The 22,692-nt window shown below is 40.2% G+C and carries 25 protein-coding genes; all 25 read right to left on the bottom strand.

Features of this window, described 5'->3' with window-relative positions; translation table 11 throughout:
- Positions 1–6 precede the first annotated feature (6 nt).
- The gene (locus WC441_05110; GenBank protein MFA5163865.1) at positions 7–771 is read right to left on the bottom strand and encodes a polysaccharide deacetylase family protein; all 765 of its coding nucleotides are present in this window, start codon (positions 769–771) and stop codon (positions 7–9) included.
- A gap of 68 nt (positions 772–839) precedes the next feature.
- The gene (locus tag WC441_05105; GenBank protein ID MFA5163864.1) at positions 840–1,202 is read right to left on the bottom strand and encodes a hypothetical protein; all 363 of its coding nucleotides are present in this window, start codon (positions 1,200–1,202) and stop codon (positions 840–842) included.
- Between the two features lie 229 nt (positions 1,203–1,431).
- Complete coding sequence (locus WC441_05100) at positions 1,432–2,070, bottom strand: lysophospholipid acyltransferase family protein (GenBank protein ID MFA5163863.1); 639 nt, start codon at positions 2,068–2,070, stop codon at positions 1,432–1,434.
- A gap of 9 nt (positions 2,071–2,079) precedes the next feature.
- Positions 2,080–2,304, bottom strand: coding sequence for a cytoplasmic protein (locus WC441_05095; protein MFA5163862.1), 225 nt, complete (start codon positions 2,302–2,304; stop codon positions 2,080–2,082).
- A 158-nt stretch (positions 2,305–2,462) separates the two neighbouring features.
- Positions 2,463–2,609 carry a hypothetical protein gene (locus WC441_05090; protein MFA5163861.1) on the bottom strand — a complete coding sequence of 49 codons (147 nt, stop codon included), beginning with the start codon at positions 2,607–2,609 and terminating at the stop codon, positions 2,463–2,465.
- Positions 2,610–2,613: 4 nt separating this feature from the next.
- Complete coding sequence (locus WC441_05085; GenBank protein ID MFA5163860.1) at positions 2,614–3,150, bottom strand: hypothetical protein; 537 nt, start codon at positions 3,148–3,150, stop codon at positions 2,614–2,616.
- Positions 3,151–3,183: 33 nt separating this feature from the next.
- The gene (locus tag WC441_05080) at positions 3,184–3,381 is read right to left on the bottom strand and encodes a hypothetical protein (protein ID MFA5163859.1); all 198 of its coding nucleotides are present in this window, start codon (positions 3,379–3,381) and stop codon (positions 3,184–3,186) included.
- 9 nt (positions 3,382–3,390) lie between these two features.
- On the bottom strand, positions 3,391–3,714 hold the full coding sequence (locus WC441_05075; protein ID MFA5163858.1) for a hypothetical protein: 324 nt from the start codon (positions 3,712–3,714) through the stop codon (positions 3,391–3,393).
- 109 nt (positions 3,715–3,823) lie between these two features.
- Positions 3,824–4,003 carry a hypothetical protein gene (locus tag WC441_05070; protein MFA5163857.1) on the bottom strand — a complete coding sequence of 60 codons (180 nt, stop codon included), beginning with the start codon at positions 4,001–4,003 and terminating at the stop codon, positions 3,824–3,826.
- Positions 4,004–4,103: 100 nt separating this feature from the next.
- Complete coding sequence (gene groL / locus WC441_05065; GenBank protein ID MFA5163856.1) at positions 4,104–5,723, bottom strand: chaperonin GroEL; 1,620 nt, start codon at positions 5,721–5,723, stop codon at positions 4,104–4,106.
- A gap of 24 nt (positions 5,724–5,747) precedes the next feature.
- Positions 5,748–6,038: a co-chaperone GroES gene (gene groES, locus WC441_05060; GenBank protein MFA5163855.1), complete on the bottom strand. Its 291-nt coding sequence runs from the start codon at positions 6,036–6,038 to the stop codon at positions 5,748–5,750.
- 202 nt (positions 6,039–6,240) lie between these two features.
- The gene (locus tag WC441_05055) at positions 6,241–6,711 is read right to left on the bottom strand and encodes an Hsp20/alpha crystallin family protein (GenBank protein ID MFA5163854.1); all 471 of its coding nucleotides are present in this window, start codon (positions 6,709–6,711) and stop codon (positions 6,241–6,243) included.
- A 75-nt stretch (positions 6,712–6,786) separates the two neighbouring features.
- The gene (locus WC441_05050; GenBank protein MFA5163853.1) at positions 6,787–7,077 is read right to left on the bottom strand and encodes a MerR family transcriptional regulator; all 291 of its coding nucleotides are present in this window, start codon (positions 7,075–7,077) and stop codon (positions 6,787–6,789) included.
- A gap of 160 nt (positions 7,078–7,237) precedes the next feature.
- Positions 7,238–7,786 (bottom strand): hypothetical protein, encoded by a 549-nt coding sequence (locus tag WC441_05045; protein MFA5163852.1) that lies wholly within the window; start codon positions 7,784–7,786, stop codon positions 7,238–7,240.
- Positions 7,787–7,796: 10 nt separating this feature from the next.
- Positions 7,797–8,795, bottom strand: a complete 999-nt coding sequence (locus WC441_05040) for a hypothetical protein (GenBank protein ID MFA5163851.1) — start codon at positions 8,793–8,795, stop codon at positions 7,797–7,799.
- A gap of 32 nt (positions 8,796–8,827) precedes the next feature.
- Positions 8,828–10,366 carry a phospholipase D-like domain-containing protein gene (locus tag WC441_05035; protein MFA5163850.1) on the bottom strand — a complete coding sequence of 513 codons (1,539 nt, stop codon included), beginning with the start codon at positions 10,364–10,366 and terminating at the stop codon, positions 8,828–8,830.
- On the bottom strand, positions 10,329–10,715 hold the full coding sequence (locus WC441_05030; protein MFA5163849.1) for a GIY-YIG nuclease family protein: 387 nt from the start codon (positions 10,713–10,715) through the stop codon (positions 10,329–10,331). The genes WC441_05035 and WC441_05030 overlap by 38 nt, the downstream gene beginning before the upstream one ends.
- 15 nt (positions 10,716–10,730) lie before the next feature.
- Positions 10,731–10,892, bottom strand: a complete 162-nt coding sequence (locus WC441_05025) for a hypothetical protein (protein ID MFA5163848.1) — start codon at positions 10,890–10,892, stop codon at positions 10,731–10,733.
- Positions 10,893–10,908: 16 nt separating this feature from the next.
- On the bottom strand, positions 10,909–11,088 hold the full coding sequence (locus WC441_05020; GenBank protein ID MFA5163847.1) for a hypothetical protein: 180 nt from the start codon (positions 11,086–11,088) through the stop codon (positions 10,909–10,911).
- Between the two features lie 16 nt (positions 11,089–11,104).
- Positions 11,105–12,250 (bottom strand): DNA cytosine methyltransferase, encoded by a 1,146-nt coding sequence (locus tag WC441_05015; GenBank protein ID MFA5163846.1) that lies wholly within the window; start codon positions 12,248–12,250, stop codon positions 11,105–11,107.
- A gap of 353 nt (positions 12,251–12,603) precedes the next feature.
- Complete coding sequence (locus WC441_05010; protein MFA5163845.1) at positions 12,604–14,469, bottom strand: DUF1998 domain-containing protein; 1,866 nt, start codon at positions 14,467–14,469, stop codon at positions 12,604–12,606.
- Positions 14,403–17,783 (bottom strand): helicase-related protein, encoded by a 3,381-nt coding sequence (locus WC441_05005; protein ID MFA5163844.1) that lies wholly within the window; start codon positions 17,781–17,783, stop codon positions 14,403–14,405. The genes WC441_05010 and WC441_05005 overlap by 67 nt, the downstream gene beginning before the upstream one ends.
- 10 nt (positions 17,784–17,793) lie before the next feature.
- Entirely contained in the window at positions 17,794–19,542 is a 1,749-nt protein-coding gene (locus WC441_05000) for an NERD domain-containing protein (protein ID MFA5163843.1), read from the bottom strand.
- Positions 19,543–19,549: 7 nt separating this feature from the next.
- On the bottom strand, positions 19,550–22,204 hold the full coding sequence (locus WC441_04995; GenBank protein ID MFA5163842.1) for a DrmE family protein: 2,655 nt from the start codon (positions 22,202–22,204) through the stop codon (positions 19,550–19,552).
- 11 nt (positions 22,205–22,215) lie between these two features.
- Positions 22,216–22,422 carry a helix-turn-helix transcriptional regulator gene (locus tag WC441_04990; GenBank protein MFA5163841.1) on the bottom strand — a complete coding sequence of 69 codons (207 nt, stop codon included), beginning with the start codon at positions 22,420–22,422 and terminating at the stop codon, positions 22,216–22,218.
- Positions 22,423–22,692: the final 270 nt, after the last annotated feature.

Raw genomic sequence — 22,692 nt, 5'->3', positions numbered from 1 at the left:
CTTGTTTTATATGGCTGTGGGAATATCCGGAATACGACTATTAAGATTCAATAATTCCGGTATTGTAACAAATTGATAGCCTCTCCTTTGAAGGGATTCGATAATTACAGGCAGCGCTTTTACCAGTTGGCTACGGTCTGCCCCTTTGGCAAGCCTGTTTCCGTCATGAAGCAGTATAATAGAACCGTTTTCAACGCTATCCAGTATTCTCTTTACAATCTTATCTGCCGTTATCTCTGCTCCTCCGTTGCCGCCGGTTACTGACCACTTGATTATTACGTAACCCAAGTTTTCTGCCTCCCTAAAAACCCATGGGTTATCAAGGCCGTAAGGAGGCCTGAATAGATTTGTCCGTATGCCTGTGGCATTAAATATGGCGTCTTCACATGCTTTTATCTGCTCGTCAATTTGGAACTTCAACTCCAAAGCTAAATCAGGATGACTGTAAGTATGATTGCCTATGCAATGTCCTTCTCTTACTATCCTCCTGGCTATTTCTGGATAGGAATCTACGTTTTTGCCGATCAAGAAAAAGGTGGCTTTGATATTATATGATTTAAGGATATTTAAAATCTGCGACGTATAAGGCTCATTCGGACCGTCGTCAAAGGTAAGCGCGATTTTTCTTTCTGCGGGATTGCCGTGCCAATATACAACGCCAATCTTGTCTTTTGTTTTGTCTAATACAGCATGCGCCTTATTCGCAAGAATGCCCAGGGGAAGAAAACATACCGCAAAAAGACCTGTTATAAATAGACCTCTCTTGAACATTTTTTGATTACATGGAAAGGCGGCGGACATCTGTCCAAATGTCCGCCGCAATAAAGGAATATCCCCTGCTATTTCTTTAAATTAACTGAAACAGCTTCATTGATACCTTCTATCACAGCATATGTTACTTTGATGCTGTCGTCTTTTTTAACCTGATCCAGAGATATGGTTTTCCAGTCGTTATCATAGATCTTCGTGGTAGGCGAAATTGAAACCGTAGTCTTATTTCCGGCCTCATCCACAACGGTGATTTCTGACTTTGTGCCTTTTACAGGATCGGCAACTGTTACAGAATCAACTTTACCACTGAGGATCTTTGTTTCAGATGCGCTTGTCGAAAGAGGAGAAACGTTAGGCGTTACCGGCATCTGGGCAAAGCAAAAAGTGGAACTTAACACAACCACCAAACCTACAACCAGCATGTATCTCATTTTATCCACCTCCTTTTATTTTTTGTCTTTCTTCGTCTGAATTACTGTTACAGTCCCTGTTTTATTGCTGTCGCATTTAACCTCAACTCTTACCTTCTCGACAACTTTCAAAGAAGTGATTGTTTTTAGTTCAACAGTGATCGTCTTTTGGGTATCGCTGTTTGTTCCCTTATAATTAGATTCCTATAAAAGCTTATTTTAATAAAAAAAATTAAAGAATCAATACGTTTTAACATGGAGTTTTAATACTATATAGATCCTTAGGCCTATCATCCGCTCCATTCTTTAATTCTTCTATTCTATGTCTAATAAACAGGCTGCATTCTGCCAAATGCTCTTTATTTGCAGGATCGTATATTCCGTCAAAAGAAAATTCTTCTCCAATGAAGACTGAAATCTTATGCAGTTTGTCACTACCGTTTATATATAGCGGAATGATAGGAACTTTGGATTTGATTCCGAGATACGCAGTACCAGAAAAGAATGGATTTAATCCGCCGTTCTTTGCTAATTTCCCTTCAGGGAATACTCCGATAACACGGCCGTCCCTTAGAATGCTCATCGCCTGTTTAAGCGCTTCTTTATTATTGCCTTTGCCCGGCTCTACTTTTAAGAATGGAATCCGTTTAGCAAAGAAAGAAAAGGGCTTGATTCTAAAAACCCAACTGGCTACTAACCAGTGGATAATGCGGTCTGTGCAACAGGTGACTACGAATGGATCAAGAAGGCTGAAGTGATTGGCAACTAATATGACAGGGCCATTTTGAGGTATATTTTCCTTGCCTTTTATCTCTAAGCGGAAGAATAATTTTAATACTACAAAAAATACCCCTTGAGAAACCCGGTAAATACATTTAGCAATGTCCATATATTTAATTTATCCGCCTTTTATCTCTAAAGATGGCCTTTTTGTTTCCTTGCGCGTGCCAACTGATTCATGGCATTGCATACAACGGTAATCGTATAATTCACCGTCGGGCAACACCAACAGCAATATTTCTTGCACCGGCATTGACCTGCCGCAATTGTTGCAATACAAATGCGTAGCCGTCATTTTTTCGAATTGCCGGTCCTGTTCGTCTTCTTTTTCGTCCCACATCATTTATTCTTTTGGCCTCATATATTTCGCGAAACATCTATTTTTACTTTGAAGATATTTTGCTAAATTTATAAATTGACGAGGGAGGAATCCATGCCGACATCCCCACAGTAGAGGCTTGCCCAAAAAGGCCCGCCATGATTTCAATTAGAGGTAATCTCTTATTCCGTTTTAAATCCGCTGACTTTCTCATTTCCTCTTTCCCTATAATTTTGCTTGCCATGTCCATCTTTGAAAATAAGTTGCTTGGAAAACTCTTTTTTAGTTGCTATCAGATACACGATGTATTTGTTAATAAGGCTATCCATTATCTTATTTCTTCCACCAATCCGCATCATCGTCTTCCTCTTCAAACTTGCCAAAATCCGGAGGCAGAATGATATTGAAATGGAGAAAAAGGTATGAAGGTATATCCCCAAAACCTTTGAATTTCTTAAGGTCTTTTAAATTTTTAGGCAGATTATCGCCAAGATCCGGCATATACTCTCTTAGAATTGTCTGCATCTTGCGTAAAATCTGCTCATGCGGCTCGCAACCTAAAGGCAAGGTCGGCAATTTTTTACTACACTTCTTGCAGTAGAATTCCAAATTACCGCACTGAGTGCATTCTGCAACAAAAAATTTCTTTAATATGAATTTCTGTTTACATTTAGCGCAATGCAACTTTTCCTGGCAAGCAGTGCAGATACTTACTTTCTTAAGAGAGGCTGTTCTAAAAACCAAAGGGTTATCGGAAAAATACATTTTGCCGCAAATCTTACATTCTGTAGGCAGACCCGTATGCAAAGGAACGATTTCCATTCTCTTACCTATATATTTATGTTTTCTGCACTTCAAATCTTTTTTCATCTCTCTTTGCCCCTTTCATAAAATAAGGCTTATTTATTTCCAATCATCATATTCTTCGTACATATAATCATCAACTTCGCCAGCTATTTTTACTTGCACTGGAGAAGCTTGCGTAATCTCCAATTTAGTAAAGCAAGCTGGGCATTCTATGGTATCTTTGTCTTTGCGGTTTGCAGGGGAATCAAAAATTTTTTCGCACCAGGGACACCTGATTTTTCCGCTCATCGCCATATTACTATCTTAGCCCTTACTGCCTAATATCACCAACTCTGCTAGTCTTTTACGGGGCATAATATAAGATTCGCACTTTTCGCATAAAAACGATTTCTTGCCCTTCGATACCTTTTCTCCTGACAATGGCTCTATTGCTTTAATAATTCCCCATGCCCATTTGGTTTTAATAAAATCCTCACGAGCCTCAACAAGCTGGACAATATAATTCTCAATCTCTGATTTCTGTTTATTCAGCGTCTGGCAACATGGCTTTTCTTTCTTAGAACTATCCGTTGTTACAAATTTTGGCTTTCTTTCCATTGTGTTTTTGAATTGTTTCTTAGATAACATCCCCCACAAAAATAATCTTTTGGATCAATGCCTTTCTTTAGCAGATTAAGCCGCCTTCGGCGTCTCTTCAATTTTTGCCTGAATTTAATCTGTAGCTTTCTTTTTGAACTCATGCCTTATCTATCTCAAAAAGCTCGTAACCGCACCAGCGGCATTTCTTTTCTTCTTCGGCATAACCGTCTATCATCAGGCATTTACGGCAACGATAATTACCATTTGATTTTTTTAACACCCCGTATTCTTTCTCTAATGCCACAATATCTATGTTTTTGAGTATATTTTCGTGCATAGCTATTTATCATAACGTTTTACTATTTTTATTTTTTGTGATAAAGGGCTGCCGCCATTAATAACGACAGCAGCCCTCTATTTTTAACCTTTAGTTGCGATTAATACTCACCATGCGGCGATGGCGGCATGGGAGGCATTTTTTCTTTTTCCGGGAGGTCACAAACTACTGCCTCTGTAGTAAGCATGAGCCCTGCAATACTTGAAGCATTCTGTATGGCAAGCCTCACCACTTTTACCGGGTCAATAACACCTGACTTAATTAAATCAGTGTATTCGCCTGTTTCGGCGTTGTAACCAAAAGAGCCTTTTTCGTCTTTGACTTTTTGAGCTACTACCACACCTTCCACCCCGGCATTCTGGGCAATCTGCCTGATTGGCTCTTCCAGGGCACGCCTCACAATATCAACTCCTATTTTCTCATCCCCTTCAAGTTTAAGAGCTTCCACCCGGGGAATCGTCCTTAGAAGTGCAACCCCGCCTCCAGGAACAATACCCTCTTCAACTGCTGCCCTAGTGGCATGAAGCGCATCCTCAACGCGCATTTTCTTTTCTTTCATCTCAGTTTCGGTAGCAGCGCCCACATTAACTACCGCCACACCACCTGAGAGCTTTGCTAAACGTTCCTGAAGTTTCTCCCGATCATAATCAGAATCGGTTTTGTCAATTTCCTTCTTTATTTGCTCAATTCTTCCTTTAATATCCGAGGTTTTACCCGCTCCTTCGATTATGGTGGTATTTTCCTTATCAATTTTGACTCTCTTGGCTTTGCCCAAATCAGATAACTGAGTGCTCTCTAATTTGATACCTAAGTCTTCGGCAAGCATCTTCCCGCCGGTTAGAATAGCAATATCTTGAAGCATTGCCTTTCTTCTGTCGCCGTAACCCGGAGCTTTTACCGCACAGACATTGAGCGTACCCCTAATCTTGTTAACTACCAAGGTTGCCAAGGCTTCGCCTTCAACCTCTTCTGAAATAATTAGCAGTGGCTTACCCTGCTGGGCGGTTTTCTCAAGCAATGGAATGATGTCTTTTACCGCCGATATTTTTTTCTCATAGATTAAAATATACGGCTCTTCCAACACGCACTCCATCCTCTCGGCATCAGTCACAAAGTAAGGAGAAAGATACCCCTGGTCAAATTGCATACCCTCAACTACATCAAGGGTTGTGGCCATAGACTTTGCTTCTTCTACAGTGACCACGCCATCCTTGCCTACTTTATCCATAGCATCAGCCAAGAGATTGCCTATGGTTTCGTCCCCGTTGGCTGAGATAGTGGCGATCTGGCTGGTTTCTTTTTTGTCTTTAATCGGTTTTGCCATTCTTTTCAGCTCATCAATGACCACTTCCACTGCCTTGTCTATGCCTCTTTTAAGGCCCATAGGATTGGCGCCGGCAGTGACGTTTTTCATGCCTTCCTTATAGATTGAGTGAGTCAAAAGCGTAGCTGTAGTCGTACCATCACCCGCAGTATCAGATGTCTTCTCAGCTACTTCCTTAACCATCTGAGCGCCCATATTTTCATAGGCATCCTCAAGCTCGATTTCTTTTGCTACCGTAACGCCGTCTTTAGTAATAGTCGGTGAGCCGAATTTTTTATCCAAAACTACATTACGGCCTTTGGGACCTAAGGTAACTACTACCGCATCAGACAATTTCTCTACGCCTTTTAATATTTTCTGCCTGGCCTCTTCACCAAAAGAAAGTTGTTTTGCCATATTGAATTCACCTCTCTTTCATTTTTAATCAGTGATTATAGCTAAAACATCCTCTTCCTTAATAATCAGATGCTCTTCGTCTTCTAATTTTATTTCTGTGCCGGAATATTTTCCGTAGAGGATTTTATCTCCGGGCTTAACTTCTAAGGGTTGAACCTTGCCATCATCTAAAACCTTACCCTTGCCCACTGCCACAACTCTACCCTCCTGCGGCTTCTCCTTGGCAGTATCCGGTAAGATAATCCCTCCTTTGGTCTTCTCTTCAGCTTCCAAAGGCTTAACTAAAATCCTGTCTCCTAATGGCGTAATCTGCATAGCCACCTCCTCCTTTCCTTGAATGTCCTGTTGAGTTATCTCTGGTTTCATCTCTTCCTTCTCTTCAATGGGCTTTTCCTTAAGAGTTTTTGTCCGTGTCAAAGATTTCTTTTTAGCGACAGTTTTTCGTTTCTTCATGGCAAAGATTTGTCACCTCCCTTACGATGAAGGAAAAATAAGATTTAAGTTTTTATTGTATTTTTTATTTTACTTCGACTTTAATATTCCGGTATCGTGAGCCTTTCTTTTTGGGAAGAATAAGCTCTAATACCCCTTCCTTATATGTTGCTTTTACTCTGCGGTCATCAACCTCTGCCGGAAGAGTAACCGTGCGGTTAAAGCTGCCGTAGAACCTTTCTGAGCGTACGCAATCCTTTTCCTTAATCTCTTGCGCGTGTTTCTTCTCGCCTTTAATAACCAGGGTGTTGCCATATACTGAAATATCAAAATCCTTCTTCTCCATGCCGGGAATATCCGCCTTAACCACTACCTTGTCTTTAAGGTCGTGAATATCCACTTCAGGGCCCCAGCCCTTAAACATCATCTGGCCCTTTTTCTCGGGAAACCGGGCAAGCGAGGAACTAAAAAGGCTGTTCATGCGCTCCTGGAGCTGCTCAATTTCAGAGAATGGATCCCATAAACGGTCTAGTGGTTTCCAAGGAACTAAATCCATATTAATCACCTCCTATAATCTTCCACTCCTAATAGCACTTGATAGAGAAGAGTGCCAACATACGGGTAAAAAAATTTAGGTCTTTGCAAACATTTTCTCTTCCATCTCTAATATAATTTTTAAACCGTCCACTTTTACTCCCTTCTCTTTCATCAGATACCAAATATGGCTTAATTTGTTTAGTTCGTTTTTCGAGTATAGCCGCGACTTACCTTTTTTTCTGAGTGGACGAATAATATTCTCTTTATCGAGCTGCTTAAGAACCCACACTGGTATACCGAGAAGTTTATTAATGACCCCGCTCGTGTATACCGGCTCGTCGAGCCCTACATCAAAAATATTTCCATATTTGATTTCTTTTTTCATCAATTATTTATATAGCGCGATTTTCGTATTTTGTCAAGTGTTTTTCGTAATTTTTTTTTCGTTTTTCGCAATATACAGAATTCCTTTGTCCAAAAAAATAACCCCTACTGTTTCTAATAGAGGTTAACAATCTTTTTTTTAACGTGAGTATACGGTAAACCTATCGTCTGTTTGCAAGCCAAATATCTTTTACTTCTTCAAACAAGGCAGGATTATCAAAATCGGCAGGTAACGCTTCTTGTTGCGGCTTATTAAAAAGATAATCGCCTTCTTTATAAAAACCTGCTGCTATCAGCTCAGAACAAACAAATCTTTTTTTACTGCTAAATAAACTATGCAAAACTAAACCAATCTTACCACACAAAATTGACAAAGGAAACCAAAAGAACTGCAGGGCATCATAAGGTAAGTTATTCATTGTTGCCCACCATAGAGCGACCTTATAGCGCTTGTGTTCAATTTGACCTTTTCTTCGCATAACTTTTATTTCAAATCCTCTATCAACATACTCCTTTTGTAAGTTAATCACTCTTGATTGTGGGATATTTGCCTCAACAGCATCTAATCCTCCAAGGCTACCGGCAACGTGAGTCCATTTGGAACTATCGCCATATCCGGCTTTGCGCTGAAAAGCTTGAATTGCTGGCTTACGCGTAGCAACCAAAATTACATGGCCGATTTTCAGTGAATCTCCATTAAGAGTAGGCATAACTCTTTTCTCACCACCTAAACCCCAGTCCGGCGACTATGGAAACTTCTTTACGCGAACTTAATGCCTGAATAAAGGCTTCTCCTTGCCCCTCGAGGATATCCCTTGAAAGTTTAACATCTATCCCCAAATCTTCGCCTATTTTGTTTTCTAATCTCACCTCAAGCCTGGAATTCTTATCCAGCTTTGCCCACCCACCCAGAACAATGCTGCGGATTTGGCCTTCTGCATAGGGCATCTCAAATAACAAGCCTAGGTTCTTATCTACCTTCCAGTTACCAAAGAGGGTGATCGTTTTTTTGCTTGGAGCCGCTCCTACGCCTAACTCATACTGCAGCCCTCTTTCTGCGGGTTTGCCTACACTTACCTGAAAGTCAAATCCAGAATTTATTTCTTTATTTAAAACATAGATGAGTCTGTTTTTGCCGATTATATCCCAGTACCCCTTAAAGGTGATGGTTTGAATTATCTTTTTCCGTTTTGCGCGTATTCTTTTTTCATAAGTGTAGATAATCTCGTTTTGGTTATTTACCTCCCAGCCGCCTTGCAAGGTAATTCTATCGCTTGGACCGGATTCTTTTTCCACGTTAAAGGTCAGGCGGTTATATTCATCTGCCTGCCATCTGCCGCCAAGATTTACTATATAAATGTGGTCATTGCCCTCGCTGTCTTTGGAACTCAGTGAAAAGATGAGCATATTATCTTTGGTGTCTATCAGCTCACTTTCCAAAGTAAGCTTATTCCCGGCAATCTGGTTTGCCCATTTGTCTAAAGTAAGCACCAGATTATGCTCATCATCTAAGGCCCATTTGCCGCGCAGTTTGACCTGTTGAGGCGTATCTATTCCTTGCGATTTCTTGACGTGATAGATAAGCGTGTTATCCTCGCCTATCTCAAATTTCCCATCGAGAACGGCCCTAAACCCGCTCACCTCAGACTTCTTGCCTGTCTTTTTCAAAATAAGCCGATTGTGCGGGTCTACTTCGTATCGTATCTTAGTTTTTTCCATATCGTATCAACCCACCCTGCAGCGCTTTCTGCTTATTCTGTCCTTCCTATTATCCGCGTTACATAAATATAGGTCCGCTTGGGATTATCTATATTTTTCTGGCTGACGGCGTCAAAAACCCTCTTTATTTCTTTCGCTCCATATTCTTTTGTCTTCAAGATTATGTCTTCTATCACTTCGGGGTTATTCTCTTCAAAGACAATTTCCGCGTATTTTCTTGCCTTGGTAAAGGCTTCTTTGCTATACTTCTCCTCTATCGCCCCAAGCTGCGCCTCCCGCACTTTCGGATCATAGAGTTTTAAGAGCTTGTACATCTTGGGCCTTCTCTGCTCATAGAGCTTGCCGGATAATTCATCGTATTTTACTTCAAGTAAGCTTTTACGTCTTAATTCGCCCATCCCTTTATTGATAACATCCTGGCCAATATCGCCGAATTGCTTAGTTATTGTATTTACGCTTTTTGACCAATACGGCTTTATGTCGCTTATGTCGGTATTGGCAAGATTTATAAGATAGCAGAATTTGGCTCTTAGGGATAATTCCCTGTTCCAGCCCAATTTAAAATAATCGTCAGGGAGCTCAAAATACTGTTCATCTGGTATCGCATATATCCCCCTGCCTTCATCGTAATTCAATAGCGTTATTGCTGCTTCCTTCGCGTACCGAGGCTCAAATTTGAGCAATCTGTATTTTTGCTCTAATTTCTTAAATACTTTAATTATCTGTCTTCTGTAATTTTCGCTTGTCCAACCTTCATAAATACCGAGATACTTGGCAAGGTCATCGTAAAAGAGCGTTAATTTAGCTTGCGGATTACCGTCATATTTCCATAGCAGATATAAATAAACATCGAAAGCTCTCTCGGCTTGGTCCTTTATCAAGAGAGGCGCGAGTTTCGGATTTTCTATAAACTCCCAAGATAGCGGAACGGATGGGCCGATTGTGTCGAGGTATTCGTCTATTTTTGTGTCTATCTTAATGGTTTTTAAGTAAGCTAAGATTTCTTCCGCTAATTGTGGAGAGTTAATTAAGACGCTTGTTTCGATATTATTGTCAAAGGAAGATTCGGTCCAGTTAGTGCTACCCAAGATGACTATTTTTTTGTCTATAATGACAGCTTTGGCGTGAGTATATCTTGCCGGTTCATCATAGTAAACCTTTATTCCTGCTTCTTTGAAGCGCTTGTAAGCTCTTGTGCACTTGATTTTGGCTTCCCAGTCGCTTGCGTGCCTTCTCTGAACAAAATCAATATTTTGATCTAAGATAACTTCTACGTCCACTCCCCTATTCTTTGCTTCGATAAGCGCATTTATAAGCTTATTGGGCTTTGAATCCAGCCTGGATAAAGACGACTCTACCGCAAACATCACAACGTTTATCGACTTCTCTGCTTTAGTAATGGCTTCATTTACGGCAGGAAAATATTTATTCCCACTAATATCGGTAACGTCCGCTTGATAACAAAAAGCCCTTGCCGTAATTCCAAAAACAGCAAGGACTATTATGAGCGTTATTAAAGGCTGGTTTACTTTATTACCCTTTTCCAATATGTTTCGGACATAATTTGCCAATCGTAAGCGCCTCCAAATATTTTCGATCACAAGAATCATCTACGATTAGGCAACGGAAGCTATATCCGCATCTAAGTTTTGCTCCGTTGCGTTTTAAAAATTGTGCCACAAATGACGATTTTCCTTGGAGATGATTGCATAATCTTTGTTTTATTCCATTCTTTGCACGAGGAGTACATCCGACATGGACAACTTCATTATTCTTGTTATAAATAATATATACTCCTTTTTTAGACGGAGCATAAACTTGATAGCCCATCTTAGGGAATAAAACTTTCTTTGAAGTACGCAATTCTCTATATAGCCGTTCAATATATTTATATCTTGCAGTAGATTTTGCAATACCCATTTTGAGTCGGAATAATTATCTTTCCTCTACTTCAATGCTTATATTTCTTACAAGCGGCAACTCCCGCTTTTCAGTATTATTAATCGTATATTGCCATTCGTCATAATCAAATGCCACCGCATAGCAACGCGTGATTTCTTTTCCGTCAAACTTAACTAAAAATCCGCCTTCGGCCATCTTTGAACCTCCAATTTTATGGATGAATCTTTACCTTCTTTCCGCAATGTGGACAAATACAAATCCCCTCTCGTTCATTTACCCATTCAATATCTTGATCGAGATAAATCGCATCCCCGCACTCTGGACATAATTCGCTATTCAGTAATTCATCTCCACCCTCAATCATAAAATCAAATAAATCGTCGTTATTCATTTACCTGCATGCGTTATTAAATAATTTCTAAAACAAACTTCCCTATTTTTGTAGCCAATTTAGGCGGAACGGCATTTCCTATCTGCTGCGCAACCCTGTTGAGAAGAATAGGTTCTTTAAATTTATAACAATCCAAAGTCTGTAAAATAGCAGCTTCGCGTAAGCTTATTGCCCGATCCTGTTCGGGATGTCCGAATCTGCCGTTTGATATACTTATACATCTGCAAGTCAACGTAGGGGCTTGTCCGTCCCAAGACATTCTTCCATATACATCTTTATGACCGTCGTGTTTCTTATAGCATTCCAGATTGTATTTCTTGTCCCACATCTCTCGCCCTTGCCCTGGTCTAGTAATCTGTCTGATTCTTTGTAAATTTACAGAAGATAATGCCCTCGTCACATGAAGAGGATCTTGTCTATTTAACCTATGACCGTGAGGGATAACGGGTAAATGGGAAATCGCATCTTTAACGCTTACTTTTTCTTCCTTAAATTTGTCATCAAAATAATCCCAGTTAAAGCGGTCATTGTGTCGCAAGAAACAATTCTTGACGGCCACAAATATTAAACGCTTGCGGCTTTGGGGTACTCCGAAATCGGCTACATTGATAATTCTTGGGCCTAATATTGCAAAACCCATCTTTTCAAACTGCTCAATAACGATATTCAAAACTCTCTCTCCCCGTTTTCTCATTGTACCTACATTTTCAAATAAAATTACTTCGGGTCGATTCTTTATAGGAAGTCTCTTTATGACTTTAATAAATTCTATCATTAAGCTCTTTCTATAATCCCATTTATGATTTCTGTTATGTAAACTAAACGGCTGGCAAGGTGCACAGGCACTAAAAATCAACGCGTCTCTTCTTCTTGATTCCAGTATTTTATTGATAGCTTTCACATTTTCCCCGGTCTTTGATATATCAATATTAAAAAAGACCGAACCGCTGTTGTTCTCTTCATATGCGTATCTCACTTCCGGATCGATATCAAACCCAGCTATAACTTCTATGCCCGCTTTTCTAAGTCCGTTAGTTACGCCTCCGCAGCCGCAGAAAAAGTCCAGCGCAATTACTTTCTTCCTATTTCCAGAAATATTTTCTCCAGACATTTTTTTATATCCTTTTTTATCTGAAAATCCCAAAATCTTAACACTCTCCATCCTTCTTTCCTGAGAATTTTATTAACATCTTTGTCTCGCTTTATATTATTGGATATCTTATTGAGCCAAAATATTTTTCGTCTCTTGAAGTTATGACGCTCGGTACGCATATGCTTATAACCATGCCAGAAAGCGCTATCGCAAAAAATTGCTATTTTCCTGTCCGCGATTATAAAATCGGGATTACCGAAGAACTTCTTGTTGTTGCGTTTAAATTTAACCTTTGCTTTTCTGAGAGCCGAAGTAAAGAGTTTTTCAATCGAAGTATTCTTAGACCGAATCCTCGACATGTTATAGCTAATCTGTGCTTTTGTCCGACTTTTTCTGGCCTTCATCTTATTACTTTCTTGCGACTATCTTAATAATTCAGAAAAGAATCCTATCTTATTATTTTCGGGTAACCCTATCAAAGTTGCCCGATCTAAAAATCTATTGCTCATTTCGCAACTAGTTTCCGGCAACAATACGCATGCATAACATGCCGCCAGATTTAAAGAACATAGACCTTGCCCCGAACTTTCGATGCAGGCAGGATCCGAGGAACACCAAGAGGCGCACATTATGGCCTTAGCGATGATATTCGGAAGCTTATCGTCTCTTCCCTGCCTTACAAGACCTCCCATGGAACCTTCCGAATCCCCGCTTGCGGTATAAATCAATACTCCGGACATCTCCTGGTTTTGATTCGTGCTTTCGCAGTACAGTCTTTCCCGTAAGGAAGCCGTGGAGTACCCGCACTCGGTACTAAGCTGCCTCATTAAAACGTGAGCAAATGTATGAAGCAGTACAAAAGATGGACTAATAACCTTTGGCTCTCTACCGTAAGCCTTACAAATCTCCGCGAAACCCTTGTTCATTAGGGCTACTCTCTTCCTGATAATTCCACTCTCGGACCATTTTTTTATTAAATCAGCGTTAAATTCCAAAAAGAAACCCTCTCCCCGCACTTCTATTGCCGGCAACCAATCGCTATTTTTCTTTTCGGTTATAGACATCAAATACGACTTAGAGCCGTTTTCTTCTACTTCTCCCCCGAAAACATCTCTTTCTATCGGATTGATCCTGCTAAATCCTACAAGCGCCCTGATTTCCCTCAAACGATGCGCCAAAACAACTCTTTGTATTCCGAAAATCCCGTAGCGGTCTCCGTTAACTATTTCTATCGAAAAATTCTTCGAATCTGTCTGTCCTTTCTTGCTGTAACCTAGGAACGCCCTGTATTCGTCATATCTGTATTCGGTATCGGAGATTCTGTTTATCTCTCCCATAGGGGAATTAAGCATTCTTTCTATTAACCCGAACATTTCCCTTTCGTTTCCGCCCACTTTTCTGATAATGCATTTAATCAAATCCTCTTCGGTAGTTTTACTGATACCGCCTGTCTGAGACGAAATCACTTTCCATTCTTCGGTCTGTTGAATCCGCGAACATATATCGTCGGAATAGGGCGGGATGCATATTGAACTGACTAATTGCGGGAAATATACGTTCGATGCGCCTCGTTGGAGCGTACGGGGAGTGCCTTCACACGAGTCGTCTCGCACTCCTTGCCAGGGCTTATTGCCTGTGCAATTAAATTTTATGCGTTTAAAGGCATTTTCGTCAAATGAACCTGCCATCGTAGAATGTTTTCCGCACGTCTTGCATGCTATCTTTATTCCCCCTAATCCAGCTATTCCCCTCCCGCTTTCTAACGTTAAATCGGACCGATCGCATTGACCGTCTCTGTGAACCCAGGAAATCCAAGGAAAATCGTCAATATGTCCGTGCTCGCAGGCAATAATAAACCTTGAAGGATTAAGTTTTACGCCGCAAGAAAAACAGATTAAAGAATCAAACGGTCGATGTTTAATATTTATCCAGCGCTCTTTCCATTCTTCAAGCGGTTTTAAACTTCTGCACCGGGGACAGTGAAACCATTTCGGGAACCTGACAAAAGGCAAACCCTTACGGTATTTTTCTCGCGAAGCAGGCATATTAAAATATTTTACTCGGAGATATTTTTGCAATCTCTCGTCATAAATTTTTTCTCCCGCATATTCTTCCCATTTATCTATACCGCAGAGCATTAATGACTCATTGGGCATATTTACGATAGCCCCTACCCCAAAAGGTACTATCAGTTGACTCCTTCTTATTTCCATTATCTCTTTCATTCTTCGATAATCTCCATCGCGCATGCGGCATCGACGTCGCGCATAGAAGTTAAGGTCCTCCATACTCCAGGGAGCTCGTTTGACGGAGTTAATAAGTTTACTCCTCTTGTCGCATATTCTCTTTGCCCGAGAGAACCGAAAAGTAAATCCTTGCTTAACTCTGCCTCATGTTTCCATTTCTCGATAATCTGAACCAGCTCTCTCATAACCTGTTCCGATTCCCTATCGTCTATATAAGTTACGCGTTCCGTTATCTGCTTTTTAATCTGTTCTAACATTTCGGGGGAAATTTCCTTAATTGCTTTTGATGCTTCCGTATTTCTATTAAATCCTCCTAGGTGTCTTACCAGGGCTATTACTACGGCGTGAAGTGCCCTGTCTCTTGCAGGTCCAGAAAAAGGCGTTACGGTTGTAGGCTCGACATATCTATAAAATGCCTGATGATATCCCCTGAAATGTTCGTAATGGGACCTGTCCCGCGGTTTTGTTCCGTTGTAAACCGTGAAAACTAATCCCGGATACATTCTTCCGATTCTGCTGGATGCCTGGATATATTCTGCGGTAGTCTTGGGTTGACCCGCAACCATCATCAGAGCCAACCTGTCGATGTCGACGCCCGTAGCGATCATATTTGTCGCAAGAAGAATCTGAATTGCCGTTTTATTCGGATAGCCGACGAATAGTCTCTCGAGAAGTTCGGGTATATGAGTAGCGTCTATGCGACTCGTAAGCTCTACAGGTTCACCGATTCTGCGATAATCAACTCCCCGCCTTTTCGCCATATTCATTAAATAGTCGTTTACGTCATCGTTGACTAACGTCAAATTATGTCCTAATTCTCTGAGCGTATTATAGTATCCGACAAGAGTCCAGTAGGGATCTCTCGTTTTTTCTTCGCACTTGACATCGTAAGCGGCCTGTAAGGCTGTAGCTAAAAAGCGGACTAACGTCGTTACATGTGTGCGTCCCGAAGACATTATTCCCGCAAATAACCTACCCGGTTTATCCGCTAAAGGTATTTCTCTCGCAAAAAAAGAATCTTCGGCATATAGACCAGGGGGCGGAAACTGGCTGACTTCGCGCCTGTATAATGCAGCACACTGTTCTCCAGCCTTTTTGATAGTTGCCGTTGATGCGATAATTTTCGGTTTAATTCCCTTCGCCGAACAAAGTATATCTAATGCCGTTTCGTATAGACCTACTACCGTACCTAACGGCCCCTCTATGAGATGTAGCTCGTCCTGAATAATCAACTCCGGAGATAAGACGCCGTTATTCTTATTTAAAGCGAAGATATTCGCTACTTCGCCTTTCCATGGCATAAGGGCAAATTTATCAACTGTTCCGAAAAGCAAAGTGGGGGGATTATTATAGATATCTTCATCTACAATTCTTACCGGCAATTCTTCCTGAAATTCACACTGTGATTCGGTACACTTAATAATAAATCTCGAAGGTCTTCTTCCTTCCCTATAACCCCATTTCCCTCTCCTGCCTTCTTTAACTAATTTTGTACCGCACCAAGGACAACTGAAAAGTTGGAAAGGATTACTCTGTCCCGAGTTTCCGATCAAAAGTTTCAACGATTCAAACGCATCTTTTGTGGAATTAGGCGTGAGGCTGGAACCGACCCATAACCCTATAGTAATCTTTTCCTCCCCCAAAATTTCTTGATTTTCCTTCCTGATGGTTTCGCAAGCGCATATTAATGTAGTCGCTCTTTGAAATTGCTGAGAGGCAAGAAGACGCAATGTATATCTCATCAATACGGCCGTTCCGCCTCCAGATTTTGCATTCTTTAATCTGCGTAAGAAAATGGTAAATGCCGTAATACCTAGATAAGCCTCCGTTTTTCCTCCGGCGGTTGCAAACCAAATTAAATCTACTGTCTCTCTTTCCAGACATTTTGGATTACTTATAGACTCTAAGGAAAGTAAAATGAAGGCTAGCTGAAAAGGTCTCCATATCGGAACATCTTTTACTTTTTCGTAATCTGCTTTCTGAAAATTTGGTTCTTCGGGAAAACGTTTATTTTTCTGCAGATCCGAATGCAGACGCTGCATAAACATCGCTCTATTAGCCCACTGAAAAGCCCTGAATACGTCTTGATTATTCTTTAACAGAGCAATGCCTGTGCTCATTCTTTTTAAAGCCGTCTTACAACGGTTAATATGGACTTGGGCGACAGAAGATAATTCGGAAGAAGCTATTTTTGCTCTTTCTTCTTCTTGCGTATTAATCCAATTACCATAAAGTTCGCAAAATTTTCCGAGACCTACGATAATCTGTTCTTTATTTAAATCGGATATGTCAGAAAGATTTTTCATTACTAAAAATTGCGCAATGTCGTCCGTTAACTCCGGGATATCGAAACCTATGTTCGGTACTTCATAGCTCGGTATGGTCTCAGTGTATAATTCTCTCGTTTTACTGTCTGCGTTAAAATTCCATCCGGCAGAACAACCGTGTCCCGTTGCGAATTCTTTTCTTTTACTGTAAAGAAGTCTGTAAGAATTAAATTCTGGATCATCCAGGAATTTAGATTCTGATTCATATTCAAGGAACTTATTCTTTTCTGAATCTGCTAATGAAACTTTAAATCCGACCTGGAAAAAAGTTTTATCAGGGCATCTTTGCTTTTTTGCCTCTGCCGTATTTACTAATGAAACAGTAAAAAGTGTCCTGTTATTTTCCTTATCCGGTCTTCTGATGCACACTAAATCAAGGCTCTCCGTTATTGTCCGGTTAATCCTTCTATCGGAACCTGTTCCTATTAAAATCGTTGATTTTGCCTTGGATAAGGGTAGTCTTTTCCAACCTAACGTTTTTTGAGCATATAGCTTGTAAACGGCAGACTTATAAATACGGTCTTCGCTGAGATTAAGAAAATAATTTCTTTCTTCTTCCGTAAAATCTCCCGAGACATAAATCTTCTTTCCGTCATATCTGAATCTTTTCTTAAATTCTGCGTCTCCGGTTATAGTCTCGGGCGCGTCCTTTAAGATTATACAACCCTCGTCTTCTTCCGTAATTTTTCTATAGCTAGCGGCACTGATTTCTATTTTTATTTCTGGGGAAATACCGGTAGAATAGAAACTTATCCCCATTGCGGAAGGATAATACTGGTTAGCAAGGCTGATAAAATCTTGCGGTTCGTCTTCTTCTCCGTTTGCAAGATTCCCCTCATCCGAAGCGGTTTCTTCTTCTGCCGATGAACTTTGCGGGAAAAGCATGCCTAAGGTATATCGGTTGTCTGGGCTTTCTGTAATGATCTCTTCCGCCGCATCTGGGCCGATTTCTTCCGAGCCCGGGCCGATAAGTTCTTTTTTTACCGCTTCTAATAGTGTCGCCCTCACTTCATAATAATCTTTTTCCATACTGCTTTCCTTAATTTGAACCGCTTGCTTTGGTAAATCGCTCTATTTTCTCTTCGAATTTTTCCTGATTTCGCTTGTCCAGAAACAAGCAAAGTAGGTCTTTGGCTCTGCTCATCCCGACATAATTAAGAGTATTTATCCATTCTCCTTCTATTTTATCTATACCAGCTATCAAGACAATCTTACTCTCTAACCCTTTAAATGCCTGAATCGAAGACAGATATATCGTTCTCTTCTCCGGATTAACAATATTTTTTGTATTTAACTCTTTAACCGCTACTCTGATTTTCGTTTCCAGCAGGGAATTTTTAACTTTTTCATAGCCGCCGGGATATAAAATTGTGATATCTTCCGGCTTCATTCCGTTCTCCAAAAACCCTGCCAATAAAGACTCGATTTGTTTCTTTTGTTGCTCAAGATCGTCGTACCATAAATATCTGACTTTCTCTCCCCGTTTTATTAAAGCATCCGCCATCGGGAAACCTGATACAACCGAGGTTTGAACGGCTATCGGGTTGGTGTTTCTACAGTTTATGTCTAAACAATACTCTGCGGCGCCAAAATCTTTAAGCTTTGTTAGGAGATGCACGTCAAAATTATGGTAAAGCTCGCCCTGGTTATTAGAATCATAAAAAATATACCACTGCCCGTTTTCAAAACCGTTAAGTAAAGAAAAATTCAGGGCCTGTATTATTGGTTCTGCTAATAAATCCTGTCCCTCGTCAATAATTAAGGCGTCAAATTTATTAATGGAGCTGGAAATACAACTTTTAATGAAATAATGAGGATAGAGATAATTAAATATCTCTTTTGATTCTTTTCCTTCGGTCGCACACTTAAATTCCTGGAAAAAACTTCCTTTCTCTATACCTTTATAAAAAAATCCGTGTACAGTTTCGGCAATAACTAAATGCGGGTCGGCAATTCTTATGAGTTCGGATTCGATCTTTTTTGCCAGAAGAGAATTATAACATAATACGAGAACGCTTTTCCCTCTTTTAGATATTCTTCTTGCTTGTTCCAGCGCCAAGAGTGTCTTACCCGTTCCGGCAGGGCCTCTAAAAACTACCCGTGAATTTAGCGCCATCCTGTCAAGGGCTCTGTATTGATTTTCTGTCAGTTTCACTATTTCATCTTCCGTATCTTCCAGTCTTTTCCATAGCGGCACCAATATCTCAAAATCTCCCCTTAAATAATCCCTTATCCTCATCAATGTATCCGAATTCAACGTCTCTTTCTTCTTATCGTGTTGCTTCCAGTATGCAATTACCCGTTCGAGAAATTTTACAAAAGGATTTAGCCTATCATTGACGTCATAAATTAGATCGTTTTCCCACTCCGGAGAATCCTTTTTGAATCTTATATCGGGAAATAATGTGCCGTACCCGAACAAGGCCGAATTAATCTCATTGCCGAATTTATTCTTTAAATCTTTCCTAAGAGAAAACATTGCTAATGAAGCCTGACGGAAAGGACCCTCGGTTTTTGTCGTTTCTCTGCCGTACCGATCCACAAAAGTCCATAAACCTTTCTCTCTTTTAATGCCTCCGCCTTTAACCTCCAGACAAAATATTCCTTCCTTTCCTACCAAAAGAAAATCAATCTCCCCATATTTCTTTGTCTGATGTCTCGCCAAACCTAAAGAATGAAAACAGCACCAGTCCGATAAAGCTTCGTCTCTCTCAATCAATCCGAAAATTTTCCTTTCCGCATCGCTTAATACATCTTTATGAATGTAGGGAGGAATCATTACGATCATATTAAATTTACTCCACAGTATCGATAAGACGATTTACCCTATCTTTTGACACGGACAATTCGTTTTCGTCAATGGCTCTTATTTGTCTGATTAAAATATGCCCCGATAGTTCCTTAATCCGCTCCCGCATCACACCTTCTATCTTTCCTTCACGCTGAGAATCAATGGAAGCCAGTATGCATTGAGCAAGATATCTTCCTAACCTTATATGAAGCGCTCTTATCTTCCGGCAGGAATGTATAACTTCCTGTAACTTTGAGCTTAGTTCCCGATCTCCAGTAACATCGGCAATCGCCTTAATTGTTAGATTCTCGTCCTCGGGAGCAATTATGCGGGGATTGGTTATCCAATTTTCTACGGTAAACCAGTGCCTCTCGCAGCCGAGTCTTTTCAACTCTCCAGCAAAAGCGGAATAGGTAATGCTTTTTACGGCTAAATATTTCCTGATGGCTTCCTTCCAAATTTTTGAAAGTCTTACATCTTCGGAAATGGATCCCGCCGCTTCCGCGATCTGAATAAGCTCTGCGAATATGTCTCTTTTTGAATCTCCTATAAAGATTATTTCGTCGCCAACGGAGAGTTCGCCGATATTCTTTTCTTCGACTTTTGCTTCGAGTCTATTTAGCCTTTTAGCGTCGTAGCTTTCTGTAAAAAAAGCGTGGGCGTCCTCTTCGAAAACGACATGCCTTGCCGTTGTTATATCAGCGCCGTCATTACTCTCGTAAATCTTGTGGTCTGAAAAGGCACTTAAGCTGATATCGCTGATTATTTTCTCTATATCGTCTCCGTATTCTTCATAAGCTGCCTTTTCCGGTATCTCTTTAATTTCGGGAATTTCCTTCACATCCAGCCCCAGAATGGCTGCTCGACTTTTTATATCTCTTAAATTGAAGGAATCTTTCTCAATATACTTTAAAAATTGTTCTACTTGCCTCCTTTCAAACGGATAAAGAAGAAAATCTATTTGGTTGGCTATACCCGAATTAAAAATATACCTATGCTCATACCCATACCACCCCGAGAAGATAATCCTATCATAATAATAGCTTTCTCCGCCGAGACGCTGAAAAGATTTGAAATCTAATATATCGGCCACTCTACCGAAGTTTTCACCTAAAGGAATTTTATTCTTACCTAACCATTTTACGATAATTTCTCTTTGCCAGGGCTTTCTGACAATAATTGCGCTCTTATAAGTCTTGTATTCCTTAAAAATATCTATCAGCTTATGGGCTTTAAAGTTATCTTCTCGAAACTGAGAATTCAACTTTTCTAAATTATCCAATAATGGGGAAAATAGCTTTTTAAAATCTGACGATAAATGTTTTAACAGTAGTTCGTCTGCGGAAATTTTTAGTTTTTCCAACATGACCGAAGGGGCGGGATAGCTCAATTCCTGCGATTTGGCTAATTCCGCAGAGAGATCGATTGGGAAAAGAACGTGCTGAAAATAAAGCAACAAACCGTAAGAATTGATTAGAAATTGTTTAACTTGCGGATTATCCTGATTCTCTGTCTTCTCTTTAACTTTTCTCAATATATTAAAAGATTCCTCGAATAATGCCGATGATGCGGTCTTCGCCAATCGGACGTCTATCAGGTTTACTTTTTGCCTCGCAATAGATTTCAGAACGGCATAATGCCCGCCAAAAGGATCGTCCGTGTCCTCCTTTGGGAATTTCCAATTACCAATGTTCTTTATCTCTTCGATATCTTTTCTTGTCCAAACCCAAGTCTTAAAATCCATCTTGTTAAGACGGGCTTTCTCCTCGAGATTTCTGTGATCCAGAAAGATCAAGATATCTTCTACCCCGCCGCAATCTTTCAAAGCGTTGATATTGCCGTAATTATTTCTTATTTTTGAAGCTCCATCGATAATGACTGCGCTTATAGTATTGCCCTTTTGAGTAAATTCAAGAAGCGTGTTAAAATTTGAAACAATAAAATTAACTGGTTCTCCGGACAATCGCGTTCCTGGAATTTTTATATATTTATCCGGATTTACTAATTTTACGGTAGGGAATAATTCGGTAAAAGCATAGTGATTTATTTTGAGCGTTTGAAGGACATCCACTAAATTCTTCCTTTCAGAAATAATCGCTATTTTTGAAGTACGGATAATATTGAGTTCGCTTATCTCCAGTTGCAGTATTTCGGAAAATGCCTGCCTTGGCCTACTGTATCTTTTATCTCTTCTGTGGCCTCTTAAAACCTTTGCCATTCCCGAATACGGATACAGCCGATGGAGATCATCGGGAATGAAAACATAAATCAAATCGTTATACTTACCACCGCAACGAATCGCAAAATACTCTCTTCCTCCATGCCTCCCCTTACCTTCACATATACCCAAGTTTCCATCGAGCTTCACCCGGTCGCCTACTTTTAGATTATTTTCTATCGCATTTTCTTTACTGGTTAAATCCCTTTGAAGTTCGGCAAAAGACATAATTAATAATGAATATAAGGTAAAAATAAAACCGTGGGGGCTAAAAACAACCAGATCATTATTCCCCTCTTCTGCTATAGCATTGAATAGAATTTGGGTATTCACCCAATCATAATCACTTCTTGAAAAAGTATAACCGCCGATGGAAAGATTTATCTTTCCGAAATCAGCGGTTTTTTCCTTTACTATCGTTAGTAGTTTTTCATTAAACATATATTAGAAATCTATCCCTCTTCAAGAAAATATCCAACTGGTTTCTTGGAGGCCTTAGCTATCCTAACCAGTGTTTCCAAAGATGGAGCCGAGAGTCCGTTCTCGTATCGCGAAATACTTTTTTGTTTTGCGCCTATTTTCTCCGCAAATTCAGTCTGGTTGAGGTCAAGTTCTACGCGGGCTAATTTTATCTTTCTTCCTAGCTTTTTTCTGTCCATTAGGCTCCTCTCTCATCTGAATATAAACCTTGACAATTATACCTAATGGGGTATAATTTAGTCAATAATTCGAAAAATTAATAACTTAATAAGGATAATATATACCTTTTATGAAACAAAAGCAATCATTTTAAGACAAAAATCGCCCCCTGACAGCATTGATTTTTGTGTGTTCTTTGAGCAAAAAGGCAAATTTTGGTGCGGTCAAAATTTGCCTTTTTGCCCGCGCTTCTCAAGCATTGTTTGCGAGAGGCGCAGCATCCCGCCCCA

The organism is Patescibacteria group bacterium, from assembly GCA_041651355.1.
In the GTDB taxonomy this organism is placed as follows: domain Bacteria; phylum Patescibacteriota; class Patescibacteriia; order Patescibacteriales; family UBA12465; genus JAPLVX01.
The sequence above is the reverse complement of the archived record's forward strand: the minus strand, read 5'-3'. Positions and strand labels throughout refer to the sequence as shown.

Coding starts and splice junctions, on each gene's coding strand:
- WC441_05110 (MFA5163865.1), bottom strand. CDS start 771: ATGTTCAAGAGAGGTCTATTTATAACAGGTCTTTTTGCGGTATGTTTT.
- WC441_05105 (MFA5163864.1), bottom strand. CDS start 1,202: ATGAGATACATGCTGGTTGTAGGTTTGGTGGTTGTGTTAAGTTCCACT.
- WC441_05100 (MFA5163863.1), bottom strand. CDS start 2,070: ATGGACATTGCTAAATGTATTTACCGGGTTTCTCAAGGGGTATTTTTT.
- WC441_05095 (MFA5163862.1), bottom strand. CDS start 2,304: ATGATGTGGGACGAAAAAGAAGACGAACAGGACCGGCAATTCGAAAAA.
- WC441_05090 (MFA5163861.1), bottom strand. CDS start 2,609: ATGGATAGCCTTATTAACAAATACATCGTGTATCTGATAGCAACTAAA.
- WC441_05085 (MFA5163860.1), bottom strand. CDS start 3,150: ATGAAAAAAGATTTGAAGTGCAGAAAACATAAATATATAGGTAAGAGA.
- WC441_05080 (MFA5163859.1), bottom strand. CDS start 3,381: ATGGCGATGAGCGGAAAAATCAGGTGTCCCTGGTGCGAAAAAATTTTT.
- WC441_05075 (MFA5163858.1), bottom strand. CDS start 3,714: ATGTTATCTAAGAAACAATTCAAAAACACAATGGAAAGAAAGCCAAAA.
- WC441_05070 (MFA5163857.1), bottom strand. CDS start 4,003: ATGCACGAAAATATACTCAAAAACATAGATATTGTGGCATTAGAGAAA.
- groL (MFA5163856.1), bottom strand. CDS start 5,723: ATGGCAAAACAACTTTCTTTTGGTGAAGAGGCCAGGCAGAAAATATTA.
- groES (MFA5163855.1), bottom strand. CDS start 6,038: ATGCAGATTACGCCATTAGGAGACAGGATTTTAGTTAAGCCTTTGGAA.
- WC441_05055 (MFA5163854.1), bottom strand. CDS start 6,711: ATGGATTTAGTTCCTTGGAAACCACTAGACCGTTTATGGGATCCATTC.
- WC441_05050 (MFA5163853.1), bottom strand. CDS start 7,077: ATGAAAAAAGAAATCAAATATGGAAATATTTTTGATGTAGGGCTCGAC.
- WC441_05045 (MFA5163852.1), bottom strand. CDS start 7,786: ATGCCTACTCTTAATGGAGATTCACTGAAAATCGGCCATGTAATTTTG.
- WC441_05040 (MFA5163851.1), bottom strand. CDS start 8,795: ATGGAAAAAACTAAGATACGATACGAAGTAGACCCGCACAATCGGCTT.
- WC441_05030 (MFA5163849.1), bottom strand. CDS start 10,715: ATGGGTATTGCAAAATCTACTGCAAGATATAAATATATTGAACGGCTA.
- WC441_05025 (MFA5163848.1), bottom strand. CDS start 10,892: ATGGCCGAAGGCGGATTTTTAGTTAAGTTTGACGGAAAAGAAATCACG.
- WC441_05020 (MFA5163847.1), bottom strand. CDS start 11,088: ATGAATAACGACGATTTATTTGATTTTATGATTGAGGGTGGAGATGAA.
- WC441_05015 (MFA5163846.1), bottom strand. CDS start 12,250: ATGGAGAGTGTTAAGATTTTGGGATTTTCAGATAAAAAAGGATATAAA.
- WC441_05010 (MFA5163845.1), bottom strand. CDS start 14,469: ATGGAGGACCTTAACTTCTATGCGCGACGTCGATGCCGCATGCGCGAT.
- WC441_05005 (MFA5163844.1), bottom strand. CDS start 17,783: ATGGAAAAAGATTATTATGAAGTGAGGGCGACACTATTAGAAGCGGTA.
- WC441_05000 (MFA5163843.1), bottom strand. CDS start 19,542: ATGATCGTAATGATTCCTCCCTACATTCATAAAGATGTATTAAGCGAT.
- WC441_04995 (MFA5163842.1), bottom strand. CDS start 22,204: ATGTTTAATGAAAAACTACTAACGATAGTAAAGGAAAAAACCGCTGAT.
- WC441_04990 (MFA5163841.1), bottom strand. CDS start 22,422: ATGGACAGAAAAAAGCTAGGAAGAAAGATAAAATTAGCCCGCGTAGAA.